General features: G+C 67.6%; 18 protein-coding genes. 7 read left to right on the forward strand and 11 right to left on the reverse strand.

Translation table 11 applies throughout. The features are described 5' to 3' along the window. Nucleotides 1-3 precede the first annotated feature (3 nt). Nucleotides 4-672 carry a hypothetical protein gene (locus tag ACM9LZ_RS10495; protein WP_416619345.1) on the reverse strand — a complete coding sequence of 223 codons (669 nt, stop codon included), beginning with the start codon at nt 670-672 and terminating at the stop codon, nt 4-6. Continuing rightward, nucleotides 669-1,049, reverse strand: a complete 381-nt coding sequence (locus ACM9LZ_RS10500) for a hypothetical protein (RefSeq protein WP_416619346.1) — start codon at nt 1,047-1,049, stop codon at nt 669-671. Before ACM9LZ_RS10500 ends, ACM9LZ_RS10495 begins: the two co-directional genes overlap by 4 nt. 136 nt (nt 1,050-1,185) lie before the next feature. Between ACM9LZ_RS10500 and ACM9LZ_RS10505 the strand changes: the two genes are divergently transcribed. After that, nucleotides 1,186-1,845 (forward strand): S24 family peptidase, encoded by a 660-nt coding sequence (locus tag ACM9LZ_RS10505; RefSeq protein ID WP_416619347.1) that lies wholly within the window; start codon nt 1,186-1,188, stop codon nt 1,843-1,845. A 235-nt stretch (nt 1,846-2,080) separates the two neighbouring features. Next, entirely contained in the window at nt 2,081-2,416 is a 336-nt protein-coding gene (locus ACM9LZ_RS10510; protein ID WP_416619348.1) for a hypothetical protein, read from the forward strand. A 111-nt stretch (nt 2,417-2,527) separates the two neighbouring features. On the opposite strand, the gene ACM9LZ_RS10515 is transcribed toward ACM9LZ_RS10510, so the two are convergent. The 9 genes from ACM9LZ_RS10515 to ffh form a co-directional block, all read right to left on the reverse strand. After that, complete coding sequence (locus tag ACM9LZ_RS10515) at nt 2,528-4,045, reverse strand: ATP-binding cassette domain-containing protein (RefSeq protein WP_416619349.1); 1,518 nt, start codon at nt 4,043-4,045, stop codon at nt 2,528-2,530. 215 nt (nt 4,046-4,260) lie between these two features. After that, nucleotides 4,261-4,806, reverse strand: coding sequence for a PAS domain-containing protein (locus ACM9LZ_RS10520; protein ID WP_416619350.1), 546 nt, complete (start codon nt 4,804-4,806; stop codon nt 4,261-4,263). Between the two features lie 182 nt (nt 4,807-4,988). Continuing rightward, nucleotides 4,989-5,384, reverse strand: a complete 396-nt coding sequence (rplS, locus tag ACM9LZ_RS10525; RefSeq protein WP_416619351.1) for a 50S ribosomal protein L19 — start codon at nt 5,382-5,384, stop codon at nt 4,989-4,991. A gap of 5 nt (nt 5,385-5,389) precedes the next feature. Then, nucleotides 5,390-6,220, reverse strand: coding sequence for a tRNA (guanosine(37)-N1)-methyltransferase TrmD (trmD, locus tag ACM9LZ_RS10530; RefSeq protein WP_416619352.1), 831 nt, complete (start codon nt 6,218-6,220; stop codon nt 5,390-5,392). 4 nt (nt 6,221-6,224) lie between these two features. Beyond that, nucleotides 6,225-6,884 (reverse strand): ribosome maturation factor RimM, encoded by a 660-nt coding sequence (gene rimM / locus ACM9LZ_RS10535; RefSeq protein WP_416619353.1) that lies wholly within the window; start codon nt 6,882-6,884, stop codon nt 6,225-6,227. 114 nt (nt 6,885-6,998) lie between these two features. Continuing rightward, on the reverse strand, nt 6,999-7,340 hold the full coding sequence (rpsP, locus tag ACM9LZ_RS10540; protein ID WP_416619354.1) for a 30S ribosomal protein S16: 342 nt from the start codon (nt 7,338-7,340) through the stop codon (nt 6,999-7,001). 96 nt (nt 7,341-7,436) lie between these two features. Then, nucleotides 7,437-8,561, reverse strand: coding sequence for a GNAT family N-acetyltransferase (locus ACM9LZ_RS10545; RefSeq protein WP_416619355.1), 1,125 nt, complete (start codon nt 8,559-8,561; stop codon nt 7,437-7,439). Continuing rightward, complete coding sequence (locus ACM9LZ_RS10550) at nt 8,558-8,920, reverse strand: hypothetical protein (protein ID WP_416619356.1); 363 nt, start codon at nt 8,918-8,920, stop codon at nt 8,558-8,560. The genes ACM9LZ_RS10545 and ACM9LZ_RS10550 overlap by 4 nt, the downstream gene beginning before the upstream one ends. Beyond that, nucleotides 8,920-10,278, reverse strand: a complete 1,359-nt coding sequence (gene ffh / locus ACM9LZ_RS10555; RefSeq protein ID WP_416619357.1) for a signal recognition particle protein — start codon at nt 10,276-10,278, stop codon at nt 8,920-8,922. The genes ACM9LZ_RS10550 and ffh overlap by 1 nt, the downstream gene beginning before the upstream one ends. A 395-nt stretch (nt 10,279-10,673) precedes the next feature. Between ffh and ACM9LZ_RS10560 the strand changes: the two genes are divergently transcribed. The 5 genes from ACM9LZ_RS10560 to ACM9LZ_RS10580 all read left to right on the forward strand — a co-directional run bounded on the left by ACM9LZ_RS10560 (nt 10,674) and on the right by ACM9LZ_RS10580 (nt 17,343). Next, on the forward strand, nt 10,674-12,050 hold the full coding sequence (locus ACM9LZ_RS10560) for a pentapeptide repeat-containing protein (RefSeq protein ID WP_416619358.1): 1,377 nt from the start codon (nt 10,674-10,676) through the stop codon (nt 12,048-12,050). Nucleotides 12,051-12,184: 134 nt separating this feature from the next. After that, nucleotides 12,185-13,123, forward strand: coding sequence for a DMT family transporter (locus ACM9LZ_RS10565; protein ID WP_416619359.1), 939 nt, complete (start codon nt 12,185-12,187; stop codon nt 13,121-13,123). A 3-nt stretch (nt 13,124-13,126) separates the two neighbouring features. Next, nucleotides 13,127-14,029: a DMT family transporter gene (locus tag ACM9LZ_RS10570; RefSeq protein WP_416619360.1), complete on the forward strand. Its 903-nt coding sequence runs from the start codon at nt 13,127-13,129 to the stop codon at nt 14,027-14,029. Nucleotides 14,030-14,126: 97 nt separating this feature from the next. Next, nucleotides 14,127-16,334, forward strand: a complete 2,208-nt coding sequence (gene glgX, locus ACM9LZ_RS10575; protein ID WP_416619361.1) for a glycogen debranching protein GlgX — start codon at nt 14,127-14,129, stop codon at nt 16,332-16,334. Beyond that, nucleotides 16,327-17,343, forward strand: coding sequence for a response regulator (locus tag ACM9LZ_RS10580; protein WP_416619362.1), 1,017 nt, complete (start codon nt 16,327-16,329; stop codon nt 17,341-17,343). Before glgX ends, ACM9LZ_RS10580 begins: the two co-directional genes overlap by 8 nt. Nucleotides 17,344-17,487 lie beyond the last annotated feature (144 nt).

Below are 17,487 nucleotides of genomic sequence, written 5' to 3' on the forward strand. Positions count from 1 at the left end.
GCGTCATTCCCCCAGCAGCGTCTTGCGGGTCGGCGCCAGCGTGCCGGGCGTGAGTACGCCCTGCCAGCCGGTCAGGACCGTGCCGGCCCGGCCCGTCGCCCGGCGCAGCAGGCTTTGCTCTCCCGCCGTGGCCGCCGGGATGGCGGCGGCGGGCGCGGCGGCGGGCAGCACGGGAGGGGCAGCCGGCAGAGGGGCGGCGACAGCGGGGGTGGCCGTTGCACGGGGTTTGGGGGTGGAGACGAGACGCGCCATGATCGGATGTTCCTGTATCGTGTTTGGTGTTCCGGTCTGGGACCGGGGCTGGACGGGCCGGCCGCCGCCCAGATGGCGGTAAAGCTGCCAGGGGGTCAGGACCAGCGGGGCGTCGATGCCCAGAATCCGCTTGGCCACGCTTACGCAGGTCAGGGGGGCCAGCAGCGTCCGCGACGGTATCGGCGCCTGGCGCGGCACGGGCAGCACCAGATGGCCGTGTGCCCGGAACCATCCCGCCAGGTCCATGTCCGTGGCCAGGGGGTGGAACGCCACCTCCAGCCGCGTGGCCAGGGGATCGACCGTGATCCAGCCGCCGGGCACAGGCAGGGCCACGAACACATGCCGGAAACCGGGCCGCAGCAGCCGGCGCAGCCAGGCGATCTCGGTATCGGCGCAGAAAACCAGCAGGGCCGGCGTCATCGCACGATGCCCTTGGCCCGCAGCACCGGCGCCAGCGCCATGAAGGCTTCCCGCCACAGCGTATGGTCGCGCGCCTCCCGCCGGCTGTGCGGGTCCGGGGCCATCTGGCGCCGGCCATAATGGGCCAGCACCAGCAGATGGTCGCGCAGCAGCCGGCGCTGACGATGCAGCCGGTCGGTCACGCGCAGGATGTCCAGCGGCTCGCACGGGCGGCTGTACAATCCCTGACCGGCCCGGACCCGCGCACCCGCCAGCCGTGCCTCATTGGCCAGGATGAACCAGAACCAGGCCTCCTCCGCGCTGTCGAAGGGGGTTGTTCCCATCAGGGGGGCGGGCGGATGGCGCGCGGGGCGGAAGGGCGGGATGATCTCTGGCATGGGCAGCATCCTTCGTGGCAGGTCGAGGGGAGGGTGTGAAAGTTTCCCTTATCACTCCATGTTTAAATTCCTATGTCAAGAACAATGTGAAAATCATCCTAAGGACAGGCGTCGGTGTTTCTGGGATAACTCTCCCATGCTCAAGCATTCCGACATATGGCGGGCCATCGACCGGCTGGCGCATCGGCACGGCCTATCCGCTTCCGGGCTGGCCAAGCGCGGCGGTCTGGACCCGACCACCTTCAACAAGTCCAAGCGCATGACGCCGGATGGCAAGCTGCGCTGGCCATCGACGGAAAGCATCGCCAAGGTGCTGGAGGCGACGGGCAGCAGCTTCACCGACTTCGTCGCCATGACGGGGGAGGAAGGGGACGGCACGGGCGGTGGGGCCGGCATGTCCGCGGCCGCCATGCGCCGGGTGCCTGTGATCGGCTATGCCCAGGCCGGCAATGACGGCTATTTCGACGATGCGGGTTATCCGGCCGGCAATGGCTGGGACGAGCTTGAATTTCCCCATGTCGCCGACGACCATGCCTATGCGCTGGAAGTCTCGGGCGACAGTATGGAACCGGTCTATCGCGACGGCGATATCATCATCGTCTCTCCCGCCGCATCGGTCCGCCGGGGCGACCGGGTCGTCGTGCGCACCCGCGATGGGGAGGTGATGGCCAAGCAACTGGCGCGGCAGACCGCCAACCGGTTGGAACTGGTCTCGCTGAACCGCTCCCACCCCGACCGGTCGCTGCCCATGGCGGATGTCGCCTGGATCGCCCGCATCATGTGGGCCAGCCAGTAAGCGGCATGGGCGCAGCCTCCGCGTGCGTCCGTCGTCTCCGCCTCCGTGCGACCCCGGGATGTCCGGTTCCGGCCGCCCCGTCCGGAGACAGTCGCTCCAGGCGACCCGAGTCGCATGGGCAGGCCGGGAGTCGGATGGCTGGAATCGCAATCCTAGGAATTAAATCGTTGACGCGGGGCGTGTCCGGCGCCTAGGCTGCGTGTACTGCCCCTGATGCCGTCCGGAGTCGCCCCGCATGTCCAGCCCTGACCCCGCTTTCCCGCTCTCCGCGGTCGATCTGTTGGCCGACCTGCATGCCCGTTACGACGGCCGCCCGCCGCGCCGGGCGCGGGCGGTGGCGCTGGCAGGTGGGGAGGATAGTCTCCAACGGGTGTTGCGCCGGGCGCGGGCGGAACGGTTGCGGATGCAATGCGCCGTTGCGCGTCTTGCCGTTGCCCGCCGCCGCCGTCAGTTGCCGGCCGCCAGGACGCAGGGGGATGCATGGCTGCGGCGGCTGACCGCCACCCTGCGGACCGCCCGCGACCAGGCCGTCAGCCAGGAGGGGGCCAGCGCGGCCGGGTGGGGAGCCTGATCCCAGGGAGCCGGCACGCGCCGGGTATCCCTCGCTGAACTGGGTTCTGCCTGGACATGCCCACCGGGCACCACGCCTACTTGACGCCACGCCCATGTGCGGCGCGGCCGGCTACCGGGTGACGGCGTCCAGGGCGATTTCCCGGGTGATGCCGGCCGATCGCCGGAAATCCGCATCATGGCAGACCAGCACCAGCGCGCCATCATAGGCCAGCAGCGCATCACGCAGGGCCTCCATCCCCTCCATATCCAGATGGTTGGTTGGCTCGTCCAGCAGCAGCAGGTTTGGCGGGCGGGGCCCACCCAGGGCGGCACACAGATGGGCACGGACCCGCCAGCCGCCCGACAGATGTTCCAGGGGCTGTTCCGATGCCGCCCCCCGGAAGCCGAACCGGGCCAGGGCGGCACGCATGTCCCCTTCCGGCCGGTCGGGATGCCGGGATCGAACCAGCGACAGGGGTGTGCCGCTTTCCCCAGAGCCCAGACGCTGGTCCAGGCAGGCAAGGCGCAGGTCAGCCGCACGGATGATGCATCCGTCATCCGGGTCCAGGGTGCCGGTCAGACAGGCCAGCAGGCTGCTCTTGCCGGCACCATTATGCCCCGTCACGGCCAGCCGGATCGGTCCCGTCAGGTCGAAATACAGATCCTGCCACAGCCGGCGGCCGGCGCGGACCAGGGACAGGCCCTCCACCCGCAACAGCATGCGGCCCGGGGGCAGGCCCGTGGGGGCGATGGCCATGTCCAGCGGCGCGGGCGGCCTTTCCTGCCTTTCCCGGGCGGCGTCCAGCGCCTGCGCCGCCGCTGCCGTCTGCCGTTCGGCCTTGATGCGGCGGGCCGATCCGGCCTTCTCCGCCCGGTCGCGGCGCAGGCCCATCAGGATGGGCGCATTGGCGCCCCGGGCGGCTTCCTGCCGGCCGCCGCGGCTGCGGCGGCTGGCGCGGGCTTCGGCCTCGCGGGCGGCGGACCGGGCCTGGCGGACCTGCCGCGTGGCATCGGCCAGCGCGCGTTCGGCCGCCTGCCGTTGGGCGGCCCGCGTTGCCAGGAAGCCAGCCAGGCCGCCGCCATGGCTGGTCAGCCCTCCGGGTGTCAGTTCCAGGATGCGGTCGGCCAGGGCCAGCAGGCGGCGATCATGACTGACCAGCAGCAGGCCGCCGCGCCAGCCCGCCACCAGGTCCGACAGCAATACCTGCCCCGCCGCATCCAGATCGTTGCCCGGCTCGTCCAGGATCAGGAGATGCGGTTGCGTCACCGCGATGGCCGCCAGCCGCAACCGCGCCACCTGCCCGCCCGACAGACAGGCCAGCGGCAGGTCGGGGGCCAGGTCCGCAGGCAGCCCATGGCGGGCCAGTGCCGCGGCGCGGCCCGCACCGGCGTCGGGCAGAAGGCTGCCCACCCGTTTCCCGCCGCGCGGATGCTGTGGCCAGTGGAACAGCCGCCCGCGTCTGGACACGGACCCCCGTTCGGCATGCAGGCTGCCCGACAGGAGCCGCAGCAGCGTGCTTTTGCCGCTGCCATTGGGGCCCACCAGGGCGATGCGCTCCGATGCGATACGAAGGGAGATGTTGTCGAGAAGGGGCCGGGCGCCGCCATGCGTGAAGCACAGCCCCCCGGCCACAAGCCAATCCGGCATGGATGAAACCCCGGTCAAACCAGTCAAGCCCCGATGGGGCGGCGGTCAGGACGGCTGGTTCATTTCCATGGCGGGGCACTCCGGCAGACAGGATGCCGGATGAAAACACATCCGATATCGGATGTAAAGGGGTTCATGCCAAACCCCGGTGAGAGCAACTCACCGGGGTGGCGATTGAGATACCGGTGATCGGTTGTGATCACCGGGACTTGGGTTCAGGCCAGCAGGGCTTCCTGCTCGATGGTCAGGGCCATGTCGTCGCTTTCCCACAGCCGGGGAAGGTGCTGGTCGAAGCGGATGGCGCCCAGCACCCGTGCGTCGCCATCCAGACAGGCGAATGGCAGCAGCAGCCGATCATAGCGCACCTTCAGCGCGCCGGGCAGGTCCACGCGCACCCGGCTCCAGTGCGGGCGGCCCGTGGTGCGTGCCGTGATGTAGGAATCCCCCGTTTCGCGGAATCCGGGAACATCACCGCTGTCGTAAAGGTCCAGGCCGGTCAGGTCGCGCCCGGCGAAGGCGACCAGTTCGGTGCCGTAGAGCGTGTAGCGGGGCGGCCGCCCGTCACGCGGGAAACGGGCCATCAGCAGATAGGCCAGCCACGGCTTGAGGTCGAACACCAGTTCGCCGGTCCACAGGGGCATCAGCCCCTCGCGCGGCAGGGCCCGCCACCAGGGCAGCAACGGCTGCAGCATGATCGGCAGATCCTTGCGGCATTCGGCGGCGGTGGCGGGTGGCATGCTGACGCCATGGCGAAGCGACATGGGAGTACGCCGGAAGGGTTGCGCGGGGCGTCATGGTGCAACCAACCAACCCCGCTTGTCCACCCCTGTTCCCCATTCCATCGGGTGTGGGGGGCTGTTGGCGGACCCTCCGTGGGGCTGAAACAAAATGCCCCGCCGGGCGAACCGGCGGGGCATTGCCTTCAATCCCAAGGGATTGGAGATCAATCGACGATGGCGCGGCCATTGCGCATGCCACGGCCCGTCGTGCGCTCGGCGATACGGGCGGACTTGCCGGTCAGGCCACGCAGGTAATACAGCTTGGCACGACGCACGGCGCCGCGGCGGACCAGCACGATCGAATCGATGCGCGGGCTGTACAGCGGGAACACGCGCTCCACGCCTTCGCCGTAGGAAATCTTGCGGACGGTGAAGCTGGAATTGATGCCGGCGTTCTTGCGGGCGATGACCACGCCTTCATAGGCCTGGATACGCTCGCGCGTGCCTTCGACGACCTTCACGTTCACCTTGACGGTGTCGCCGGGGGAAAAGGCCGGGATCGTCTTGCCTTCGGACAGCTTGGCGACCTGTTCGGCTTCCAGCTTCTGCAGAATGTTCATGGTACTCATCCTTCGATACTGCCACCGTTCCCGTCCGGGGTTTCGGTGGTTTTGGTTGGCTCGGCCGATGCCCGGCGGGCTCGGCGTTTCTTCACCTTTGGGGCCGGGCGGCTTGCCAGGTAGTCGGACCACAGGTCGGGCCGTCGGGCCTGTGTGATCTTTTCCGCCTGTTCGAGCCGCCATGCCCGGACCTTCTCATGGTGACCGGATAAAAGGATCTCCGGCACCGCACGGCCATTCCAGACGGGTGGCCGCGTATAATGGGGGTATTCCAGCAACCCCCGTTCAAAACTCTCTTCCCCCGCCGTTTCGACGTTCCCCATGACACCCGGCAGAAGCCGGACCACGGCGTCGATCAGACAGAGGGCCGCCGGTTCACCACCGGACAGCACGAAATCACCTAAGGAGACCTCCTCCAGGCGATGTTCCTCGATCACCCGTTCGTCGATCCCCTCATACCGCCCGCACAGCAATGTCAGGGCCCCTTCGCTGGCGATCTCTCGCACCAACGCCTGGTCCAACACGCGCCCACGCGGTGAAAGATAGACGATCCGGCCCGGTTTCAGTCCGGCTGCCGCCTGCCTGGCCTTTGCATCATGGATGGCTGCATCGAGCACATCCGGGCGCATGACCATGCCGGGGCCGCCGCCGAACGGGGTATCGTCCACGGAGCGGTGCTTATCGCGCGTGAACGATCGGATGTCCAGCTTTTCCAGCGTCCAGGTGCCCTTTTCCAGCGCTTTTCCCGCAAGGCTGAGCCCCAGCGGCCCGGGAAACATCTCCGGGAACAGGGTCAGCACGGTGACGTGCCAGGAAGGGGCGGGGGACAAGGTCATGGGATCAGCGGCTGAGGCCGGTTTCCGGGCCTTCGGGCTGCCCGCCCTCGGTGGCCGGTTCGTCGTCCGCCGGTTCGTCGTCCGCCGGTTCATCGTCCAGCGTCAGCTTGCCGCCCATCTCCGCCAGTTCTTCCGGGTCCGGGCGGGCCGGGGTGAACAGGTTGACGGGCGGGTCGACGACGATGCGGCCGGCCTTCACATCGACCACGGGCACGCAGGTGGCGGAAAACGGGATGAACACCGTCTTGCCCGACACATGCACCAGTTCCAGCACATCGCCGGCGCCGAAATCATGGATGGCCTTGATGGTGCCGAAGGCGGCGTCGCCATCGGCACCCTGGGTGACGGTTTCCAGGCCGATCAGGTCGGCATGGTAGAACTCGTCCTCCTCATCCAGCGCCGGCAGCCGCTCGCGCGGCACGAACAGCCGGACGCCCTTCAGTGCGTCGGCGGCGTCGCGGCCCTTCACACCCACGGCCTCGACCAGGAAATGGTCCTTGCCCATACCGGTCATGCGGAGCGTAAAGCTGCGCGTGCCCGGCTCGTCGGTCAGCGGGTTGTAATCGAACACGGCCTCGGGGTCGGCGGTGAAGCTCTTCACCCGCAGGCGGCCGTGAACCCCGTGCGATCCAATGATCTGGGCCACGCAAATGCGATCGGTCATCTTGATGCTCCAATGCCCTCCCGCGGGACAGGGCCCGTTCCCCCCCTCATCCTGGCGCGGGCGCCGGGATGAGGGGGGCGGAACGATCCATGTCCGTCGGGAAAGCCCTGCGCCTTACTCGGCGGCCTGGGCGGCCAGCTTGGCGCGCTCCTGGGCCTTGGCCTTCGGGGCGGACTTCTTGGGGCTTTCGATGATGGCAGGAGCCTCGATCAGGTTGGCCTTGCCCAGGAACTTGGCGACGCGGTCGGTCGGCTGGGCGCCCTTGGCCAGCCAGCCCTTGATGGCTTCCTCGTTCAGGGTGACGCGGGCCGGGTTGTCGCTCGGCAGCATCGGGTTGTAGGTGCCGACCTTCTGGATGAAGGCGCCGTCGCGCGGGGCGCGGCTGTCGGCCACGACGATGGCGTAGAACGGACGCTTCTTGGAACCACCACGGGCCAGACGGATCTTAACGGACATGGGAATCTTCCTTGTTCATGATGTGGATGTGATCTGGATGAGAAGCAACCGTCGCGGTCCAGATCGGGCCGGGCGACGATATTTCGTGACGGCGGGTCATGGGTTCTCCCCGCCATTCGCTGCCGTCCATTCGGACGCCAGGATTCCGTAAAGGCAATTATCGACCAGTTCGCCATGCGACCGGGCATAGCCCTGCCGGCGGATACCCTCGCGCAGGAAGCCGTTCGCCTCCAGCACGGCGGCGGAAGCATGGTTGCGCGGGTCGATCTCCGCCTCCACCCGGTTCTTCCGCAGAACCGTGAAGGCGTGGTGCAGCATGGCGGCGGTCGCGGCCCTGGCCAGGCCCTTGCCGCGGGCGGCAGGGACCAGCATGTAGCCCAGGCTGACCTGTGCCGGCGTCTCCTTCAGCAGCAGGGCCCAGCCCAGTGCCGTGCCGCCATCGGTCGTGATGGCCCAGTGCCAGCCGCCGCGCGCGCCGGAGGCCATGGACAGGATCTTGTCCCGGGTCTGCCCGATCTCGGTGTAATGGGCGTGCGGCATGTAGCGCATGCTGTCCGCATCGCCGAACGCGGCGTGCAGTGCATCGGCATCACCCGCCTTCAGCGGACGCAGCACGGCCGGGCCGTGGCGCAGCACGGGCAGCGGTGCCGGCGGGTTTTCCCGCCGCTGCTGCCAGTCGGCCGCCAGGATGGCGAAGATGCCCGTATCGATGAATTCCCCGGCATAGCGGAAATCCTGCCGCTGATGGCCTTCCCAGGTGAAGCCCAGGCGCAGCAGCAGGCCGGCGGACCGGTGGTTGCGCGGATCGATATTGGCGGCGATGCGGTGCAGGTTCCAGGCGCCGAAACCGTAATTCAGGGCGGCGGTGACGGCTTCTTCGGCAAGGCCACGGCCCCGCGCGGCAGGCGCCAGGATATAGCCGATCCAGCCCACGCGGTCCTGCACGCCGAACAGGCTGACCCAGCCCAGGCATTCCTGTCCGTCGGTGGTCACGGCCCATGTCCGGGTCGTGTCATCGTCCAGCAGCGCCTTTTCCATGCTGTCGCGCGTCTCTTCGATCCGCGTCAACGGCGGATGCGACCAGTATTTCATGCTGTCGGCATCGGTGAAGATGGCGTGCATGGCACCGGTATCGGCCATGGAAAGCGGGCGCAGCGTCAGCCGCGGCGTCAGCAGCGTGGCATGGTCGGGGGCAGGCCGGTGCGCAACAGGGGCGTTCATGGGCGCTCCCTGCGGCGCAGCAGCGCCAGGTAACGTTCCCGCGGCTCCCCCGTCCAGCCATTGACCCCATGGTTGGGCAGCCACACGGCATGGACATAGAAGACCAGCAGCACAGAGCCGGCCAGGAAGCCCAGCGCCCAGCCGCGGCCGGCCAGGGCCGACAGCAGGACCGTGACCGCCACATACCCGGCCAGCACCAGCAGCCGGCGGACGCGCGGCCCGTCGGTGTGGAAGGCCGGGAACAGGGCATTGTTCATGGCATGCAGCAGGGCCGCCAGCGTGGCATCGAACCACAGGCTGTCCAGCGACAGGCGTGCCGCCGCCATGTCCGCCGCCGCCATGTCCAGGGTGGCGCTCATCACCGCATGCCCTTGGGCATCAGCGCGCCCAGGCCCTGGCGCATCAGGCCCTTCTGGCCCAGCTTCTTCATCTTCTTCATCATCTGCGACATGTCCTGATACTGCTTGATCAGGCGGTTCACGTCGGCAACGGTCACCCCGGCCCCCAGCGCGATGCGCCGGCGGCGCGATGCGTTCAGGATGTCGGGCTTCTTGCGTTCCTTCTTGGTCATCGACAGGATGATGGCTTCCTGGCGCTTCAGGACCTTGTCGTCGATATTGGCGCCCTTCAGCTGATCCTTGATCTTGCCCATGCCGGGCAGCAGGTTCAGCATCCCGCCCATGCCGCCCAGCTTGGAGATCTGGCGCATCTGGGACAGCATGTCATCCAGGTCGAAGCCGCCCTTCTCCAGCTTGCGGGCCAGCTTCTCGGCTTCTTCCTTGTCGATGCTCTCGGCGGCCTTTTCCACCAGGCTGACCACGTCGCCCATGCCCAGGATGCGGCCGGCGATACGGTCGGGGTGGAAGGGCTCCAGCGCGTCGGTCTTCTCGCCCATGCCCATCAGCTTGATGGGCTTGCCCGTCACATGGCGCATCGACAGGGCGGCACCGCCGCGCGCATCGCCGTCGATGCGGGTCATGACGATGCCGGTGATGCCGACACGCTCGTTGAAATTGGTGGCGACGGTGACGGCGTCCTGGCCCGTCATGGCATCGACGACCAGCAGGCTTTCCACGGGGCGGGCCACGTCGCGGATGGCCACGACCTCGGCCATCAGCTCCTCGTCGATGGCCAGGCGGCCGGCCGTGTCCAGGATGACGACGTCATAGCCTTCCAGGCGGCCCACCTCCATGGCGCGCCGTGCGATCTCCACCGGCTGCTGGCCGGGGATGACCGGCAGGCTGGCCACGCCGGTCTGTTCGCCCAGGATGCGCAACTGTTCCTGTGCCGCCGGCCGGCGCGTGTCCAGCGAGGCCAGCAGCACCTTCTTCTTGTCGCGTTTCTTCAGGCGGACGGCGATCTTGGCCGATGTGGTGGTCTTGCCCGACCCCTGCAGGCCCAGCATCAGGATGGGGATCGGCGGGGCGGCGTTCAGGTCCAGGTCCTCGACCTGGGCGCCCAGCAGTTCCACCAGATGGTCATGCACGATCTTGACGACCATCTGGCCCGGATTGATGCCGCGCAGCACCTCCGTCCCGATGGCCTTCTCCTTCACCCCCTGGATGAAGGATTTCACGGCCGGCAGGGCAACGTCGGCTTCCAGCAGGGCGATGCGCACCTCGCGCAGTGCCGCGTTGACGTCATCCTCCGACAACGCCCCGCGCTTGCGCAGGCGGTCGAAAATGTCGCCAAGCCGTCCCGTCAGTCCGTCGAACATTGCCAGCCTTCCATTCTGGCGCCGAGCCGTCCCCCGCGGCCTTTCCGGATGGGCTTCGCCCAAACGCAAAAGCGCCAGTGCGCGACACTCGCGGACCGGCGGGGCACCTCGGTGCCGAATTGATCACCCATCATGGGTTGGCAGGTAGATACAGGCGGTGGGGGAATGAGTCAATCCATGCGGGGGCCTTCGTCTCTGGGGGACGGGGTCCCGCGCTGCTCATGACAAGGGCCGGACAAGAAGGCCCGATGACGAGGGTCAGGCAAACGGGTTGTGCCGCCAATACTCGTCGCGAACCCGATAGCATGAACGCCGATGGTCCATGACTATTGACATGGTGAGACGGATCGTGTCGGTCATGCTATCAATATTCCCGTCTCGGGGAGTGGGGGAACATGAGCGGCGAGATCGGGCGCGGGCCGGACCGGTCGCGGATCACGATTGCTGAATTGCAGGGTGTCCATAGCCGGCACCGGGCCTTTCTGCGTCGGCAGGCCGGGGGCGCGCGCGCCAATCTGAAGCTGCGTGACCTGTCGCACATGGATCTGTCGGGTTATGACCTGTCGGATGCCGACCTGTCGGGGGCCAAGCTGTTCGGCACGCGGCTGGAGGGGGCCAACCTGGTCGGGGCCAATTTCTATGCTGCCGACCTGCGCCTGGCCAACCTGGAGGGGGCGGACCTGCGCCGGGCCGACCTGCGCGGGGCGTGCCTGCGCGGTGCCGTCCTGACCGAGGCGATCCTTTCCGACAGCGACCTGCGCGACGGCACCATCATGCATGTGCGCAAGAATGGCGACATTGCCATGCACGAGTTCGAGGCCATCACCGTCAATACCGAACTGTCGGTGGCCACGATCCGCGCCGCCGACCTGTCACGCGCCAAGATATCCAACGCCTTCGTGATGCAGACGGACCTGACCGACGCCATCTTGCGCGGGACCAAGTTCGTGCGGGCCAACCTGTCCAATTCCAACCTGACGGGCTGTGACATGCAGGGTGCCGACCTGCGGGAGGCGAACCTGGCGGGGGCAAAGCTGTCGGGGGCCAACCTGACGGGGGCGGAACTGAATGCCACCCGCTTCCTGGGTGCCGACCTGATCGGCGTCATCATGGACGAGGCGACGCGCCGTTCCGCCAATCTGGAGGGCGCCATCCTGGCGCGGGAATTGTCGACCGACGGCCGCGACCTGGAACGTATCCTGGCCGACCACCGTGTGTGGGTGGACAGCCAGGGGCGCGACGGCATCCGGGCCGACCTGTCGGGCGTGGATATGTCGGGCTGCGACCTGTCGGGCCGCATCCTGTCGGCGGCGCTGATGCAGCGGACCATGCTGCGCGGCGCCAACCTGTCCGGGGCCACCCTGCCCATGGCCGACCTGTCGCTGGCCGATCTGCGGGATGCGGACCTGACCTCGGCTGATCTGCGCGGTGCCTCGCTGGAACGCGCCACCCTGACGGGGGGCGTGCTGGTCCGCGCCGACATGGGGCCGGTTCAGATACAAAGCAATGCCGTCCGCCTGTGGCCGGCCAATCTCTGCCGGGCCCGTTTCGACCGGACCGATCTGACCGGCGCCGACATGCGCAAGGTGAAGGCCATCCAGGCCATCTTCGCGCAGGCGCGGCTGATCCATGCCGATCTGGGCGGGGCAGAACTGATCAGCGCCGATCTGACGGGGGCCGTCTGCACGGGCCTGGCCCTGGACGGTGCCAACACCACCGACGTGCGGGATGCCGGGGCCCGCGACCTGAAGCTGCCGGAACTGGATGACTGACGCCGGGGCGGCGGGTCATGCCGCCGCCTCTCTCCGGCCGACGCAGGCGGGCCATGCGCAAGTGCTGCTGCCGGGCGTGGCGGCTGTGGGATTAACCTGCGGTCTCCTTGCCTTCCGATCCCGGTAGCCCTTTCATGACCGCCGTTCCGCCCACTGCCGCCACCGTTCCGTCGGACCGGTCCGGGGAGGAGAATTTCCCCCTGGGTATCGCGCTCGCCTTCGTGGCGTTCGCGCTCTACAGCGTCATGGATGTGACGGTGAAGCTGCTGGCCCGGGAATACAGCGTGCCGCAGGTCATCGCGCTGAACAGCTTCTTCGCGCTGTGGCCGATCCTGATCTATGCCGCCATCACGGGCGGGCTCTACAACAACCTGCGCACCCGCAAGCCGATCTATCACGCCATCCGGTCCGGCTGTGGCGTGATCAGCAGCTTCCTGTCCTTCTGGGCCTATTCGCGCATGCCCATCGCGGATGTCTATGCCCTGGCCTTCACCGCGCCGCTGTTCATCACGGCGCTGGCCGTGCCCATGCTGAAGGAGCCCGTGGGCTGGCGGCGCTGGACGGCCGTTGGCGTCGGTTTCATCGGCGTGCTGGTCATGCTGCGGCCGGGCGGCGGGTTGATCACCACCGCTTCCTTCGCCGTGCTGGCGGCATCCTTCTTCTATTCGATCGGCATGCTGGTCACGCGCTTTGCCCGCAATACCGAAAGCAGCGTGTCCTTCGCCTTCTATGCCACCCTGACGACGGGGGTGGTGTTCGGGGGCATGATGCCCTGGCTGGGGCGCATGCCCACGCTGCCGGACCTGGGGCTGTCGATGCTGGGCGGCACGCTGTGCGGCATCGCCTTCGTCTGCCTGCTGACCTCGTTCCGCAAGGTGCCGGCCGCCGTGGCAGCGCCGTTCCAATATACCCAGATCATCTGGGGCGTCCTTTACGGCTACCTGATCTTCGGCGATCGTCCGGACCGGACGCTGTTCGTCGGCCTGGCCATCGTGATCGGCAGCGGGCTCTACATCCTTTACCGTGAAACCGTGCTGGGCCGGCAGGTGACCTCGCGGCGCGGGGTGGAATAGGCGATGGACAGGCGCGCGCTGGCCGGTATCGGTTTCTTCGTCCTGGCGACCCTGTGTTTCGGCGTGATGGACGCCGCCATCAAGTATGTCTCAGCCGATTACGGGACCTGGCAGATCATCTTCTTCCGGGCCGTGTTCTCCATGCTGCCCATCGGGCTGCTGATCGCGCGGTCGGGCGGGGTGCGGGCGCTGCGCACCGACAGCCTGCTGTCGCATGCGGGCCGGTCCCTGATGGGGGTGGTGGCGGCCTTCGGCTTTTTCTATGCGTTTGCCCGCATGCCGCTGGCCGATGTCTATGCCATCAGCTTCGCGGCACCCCTGTTCATGACGGCCCTGTCCGTGCCGGTGCTGAAGGAAAAGGTCGGCTGGCGACGCTGGCTGGCCGTGCTGGTCGGGTTCGGCGGGGTGATGATCATGCTGCGGCCTGGCCAGGGCATGTTCAGCGCCATGGCGCTGGTGCCGCTGGTGGCCGCCGCCTTCTATGCGCTGTCCATGCTCTATGTCCGCATCCTGTCGCGGACGGAAACCAATGCCGCCATCACCTTCTATTTCGTGGTGACGCTGGCCGTGGTCAGCGGCCTGTTCATGCTGCCGGAATGGAAAGCGCCCGACCTGCCGGGGCTGTTGCTGCTGGCCTTCATCGGCATTGTCGGCGGTCTGGCGCAGATCCTGTTCACCCAGGCCTTCCGGCTGGCTGCCCCGTCGCTGCTGGCGCCGTTCGAATATGTGGCCATGGTCTGGGCCGTCGGATTCGGCTATTTCCTGTTCGGCGAGGTGCCTGACCGGGCCATCTGGGCCGGGTGCGCCGTGGTGGCGGCCAGCGGCCTCTACATCCTGCACCGGGAAACCATGCTGCACCGCAAGGCGGTGACGCCGATCGCGGCGGATGGGGAGCCGATTCGTTAATTTGTGTGGTCTGATAGCGTCTGCAACCTCTTGGCGCGACGCAATATCGTTGGCATGCTGCTGGCGATGATTTGGCAAGGAAGGTATCCACGCCCCCATGCGATCCACCGGCGCCGCCCGCACCATCGTCTGGCCAGGACGTTCCGACCCGTTGGGGGCGACCTGGGACGGGCTGGGGGTCAATTTCGCCCTGTTCTCCGCCCATGCCGAAAAGGTGGAACTGTGCCTGTTCGACAGTGAGGGCAGCCGGGAGATCGAGCGCATCGCCCTGCCGGAATGCACCGATGATGTCTGGCATGCCTATCTGCCCGAGGCGCGGCCGGGCCTGCTCTACGGCTATCGCGTGCATGGGCCCTACGATCCGTCGCGCGGGCACCGCTTCAATCCCAACAAGCTGCTGCTGGATCCCTATGCCAAGGCGCTGGAAGGGCCGCTGCGCTGGTCCGACGCGCATTTCGGCTATCGCGTCGGCGCGGTGAAGGAGGATTTGTCCTTCGACCGGCGCGACAATGCCCGCGGCATGCCGAAATGCCGGGTGATCGACCCTGCCTTCACCTGGGGCCTGGAACGCCGGCCGCGCGTGCCCTGGACCGACATGATCATCTACGAGGCGCATGTGCGCGGCCAGACGCTGCGCCATCCCGATATCGCGCCCGGCCTGCGGGGCACCTTCACAGGCCTGGCCAGCCAGCCCATGATCGATCATCTGAAGGCGCTGGGCGTGACGGCCGTGGAACTGCTGCCTGTCCATGCCTTCACCGACGACCGGCACCTGGTGGAACGGTCGCTGCATAATTACTGGGGCTATGCCAGCATCTGCTTCTTCGCGCCCGAACCGCGCTACATGACGGGCCGGTCGACGCGGGAATTCAAGAACATGGTGGCCCGCCTGCATGATGCCGGGATCGAAGTGATCCTCGACGTGGTCTATAATCACACGGGCGAGGGTAACCATCTGGGGCCGACCCTGTCGTTCCGCGGGATCGACAATGCCAGCTACTATCAGCTCCATCCGCATGACAAGCGCTTCTACCTGGATCATACCGGTACCGGAAATACCCTGGATCTGTCGCATCCGCGTGTATTGCAACTGGTCATGGACAGTTTGCGCCACTGGGTGACGGACATGCATGTGGACGGGTTCCGTTTCGATCTTGCAACGACACTGGCGCGGGAAGCGCACGGCTATGACAGCGGATCGGGCTTCCTGGACGCGATGCGTCAGGACCCGGTGCTGGCCGGGGTGAAGCTGATCGCGGAGCCGTGGGATATCGGCCCCGGCGGCTACCGCGTGGGGCAGTTCCCGGCGGGGTGGAGCGAATGGAACGACCGCTACCGCGACACGGTGCGCCGTTTCTGGCGCGGGGATGAGGGGATGCTGCCCGAACTGGCGGCACGGCTGACGGGATCGGCCGACATCTTCGACAATGCCCGCCGCCGCCCCTGGGCCAGCGTCAATTTCGTGACCAGCCATGACGGGTTCACGCTGGCCGACCTGGTCTCCTACAATGTGAAGCATAATGAGGCGAACCAGGAAGGCAACCGGGACGGGCACGACGCCAATTTCAGCCTCAATCACGGGGTGGAGGGGCCGACGGACAATCCGGCCGTCAATGCCGTGCGCCGGCGTCAGGCACGCAACATGCTGGCCACGCTGCTGCTGTCGCAGGGCACGCCCATGCTGACGGCGGGTGACGAGATGCTGCGCACCCAGCGCGGCAACAACAACGCCTATTGCCAGGACAATGAGGTGAGCTGGCTGGACTGGCCGGGCCTGGGCGCCGAAGGGGCGGCGATGACCCGGTTCGTCGCCCGCCTGACCCGGCTGCGCCGCGACCATTCCGTGCTGCGGCGCGGGCGCTTCCTGCATGGGCGGGAAATGTCGGAAGACGGGCTGAAGGACATCACCTGGATCAATCCCCAAGGGGTGGAAAAGGCGGCGGAGCAGTGGCGCGACGGCCATGCCCGCTGCCTGGGCCTGCTGCTGAACGGCAAGGCGGGCCGGCATCTGGCCGCCGACGGCACGCCCGACCTGGACGGGGTGCTGCTGCTGATCGTCAATGCCGGTGGGGACTCGGCGGATTTCATCCTGCCGTCGGTGCCGGGGGGACAGACATGGCGCTGCCTGCTGGATACCGGTGACGAGGAGGGGCGGCCCACGGCCGAACCGGGGCCGGTCCTGTCGGCCACCGGACAGGCTGTCGCCTTGCCAGGCCGGACATGCTGGCTATATCAACTGATCGAGACGGACACGGCGCCCGCGCCCGGTCCGGTATCCGGCCTGGGAGGGCCGGCGCATGCCTGACTATGATTTCCGTTCCCTTGTCGTCGTCATCATCGACCGGGAAACCAATACCCGCCGCCTGCTGCGGGGCATTCTGGCCCGTCTTGGCATCGAACGCATCCTGGACATGGCCGACACGACGGACGCGCCGACGGCCATGATCGCGCTGCAGCCCGACCTGCTGTTCATCGATGCGGATGCGCCCGATCCGGATGGCCTGCGGTTCGTGCAGGGGCTGCGCCATGCCCAGGCCCCCAACAACCCCTTCATGGGTGTCATCGCCACCACCTGGCAGCCCACGCAGCCCCTGCTGATGCGCTTCAACGCCACAGGTGCCGACGACATGATGGCCAAGCCCTTCTCGGCCAAGCAGGTGCATGACCGGCTGACCAACCTGATCGACACGCGGCGCAGCTTCGTCGTCACGGCCGACTATATCGGACCCGATCGCCGCCGGCAGCCACGGGAAGGTATCCAGATCCCGCTGTTCGATGTGCCCAACACCATGCGGATGAAGGTGACGGGGCAGTTCGAGCGCACCCGCGCCTCTGAATCCGTGGCCAACATGCTGGAAGCCATCAACAGCCAGAAAATCGTGCGCAACGGTTTCCAGGTGGCCTTCCTGATCGATTTCGCGTCCCCCGGCCTGATGGCAGGGGGGGACCGGATGGCGGCCGACCATCTGCTGCGGGCAGGGGCCGCCCTGGATGACCTGGTGCGCCGGCTGCGCCCGGAAAGCGACCTGCGCGGGCCGGTGGAAACCTATGCCGCGACGATCCGCGCCGCGCTGGAAGCCTTCCGTGCCGCACCGGGGCAGCCGCTGGCCGGGGTTCAGCCCTTGCGCGCGGCGGCCCTGGGGCTGGCCGGCGTCACGGCCCGCCGCACCGACCTTGCCGCCGTGGAGGCGGAGGTACGGGGGGCGGTCACCGCCTATCGCAACCGTCTGGCCCAGATCGCCCAGGCCAAGGCCGGCCAGCAGGCGGCGGGGCAGCAGGCGGAAAAGGACGGTACCGACAAGACGGATGGTTGATCGGCGGCGGCGAGGGCCTTGTTCTAATATCGGCGGCCGAAATATTTGACCGTTGGTATCGGCGGCGACTGCCGCCGCGCGCCACGTGGCGCGCGCACGAGCCGTTGGCATGTGGGTGCCGGCGCTTGAGGTGCCGGAAACCTT

It is taken from the genome of Niveispirillum fermenti (assembly GCF_048066175.1).
Lineage (GTDB): Bacteria > Pseudomonadota > Alphaproteobacteria > Azospirillales > Azospirillaceae > Niveispirillum > Niveispirillum fermenti.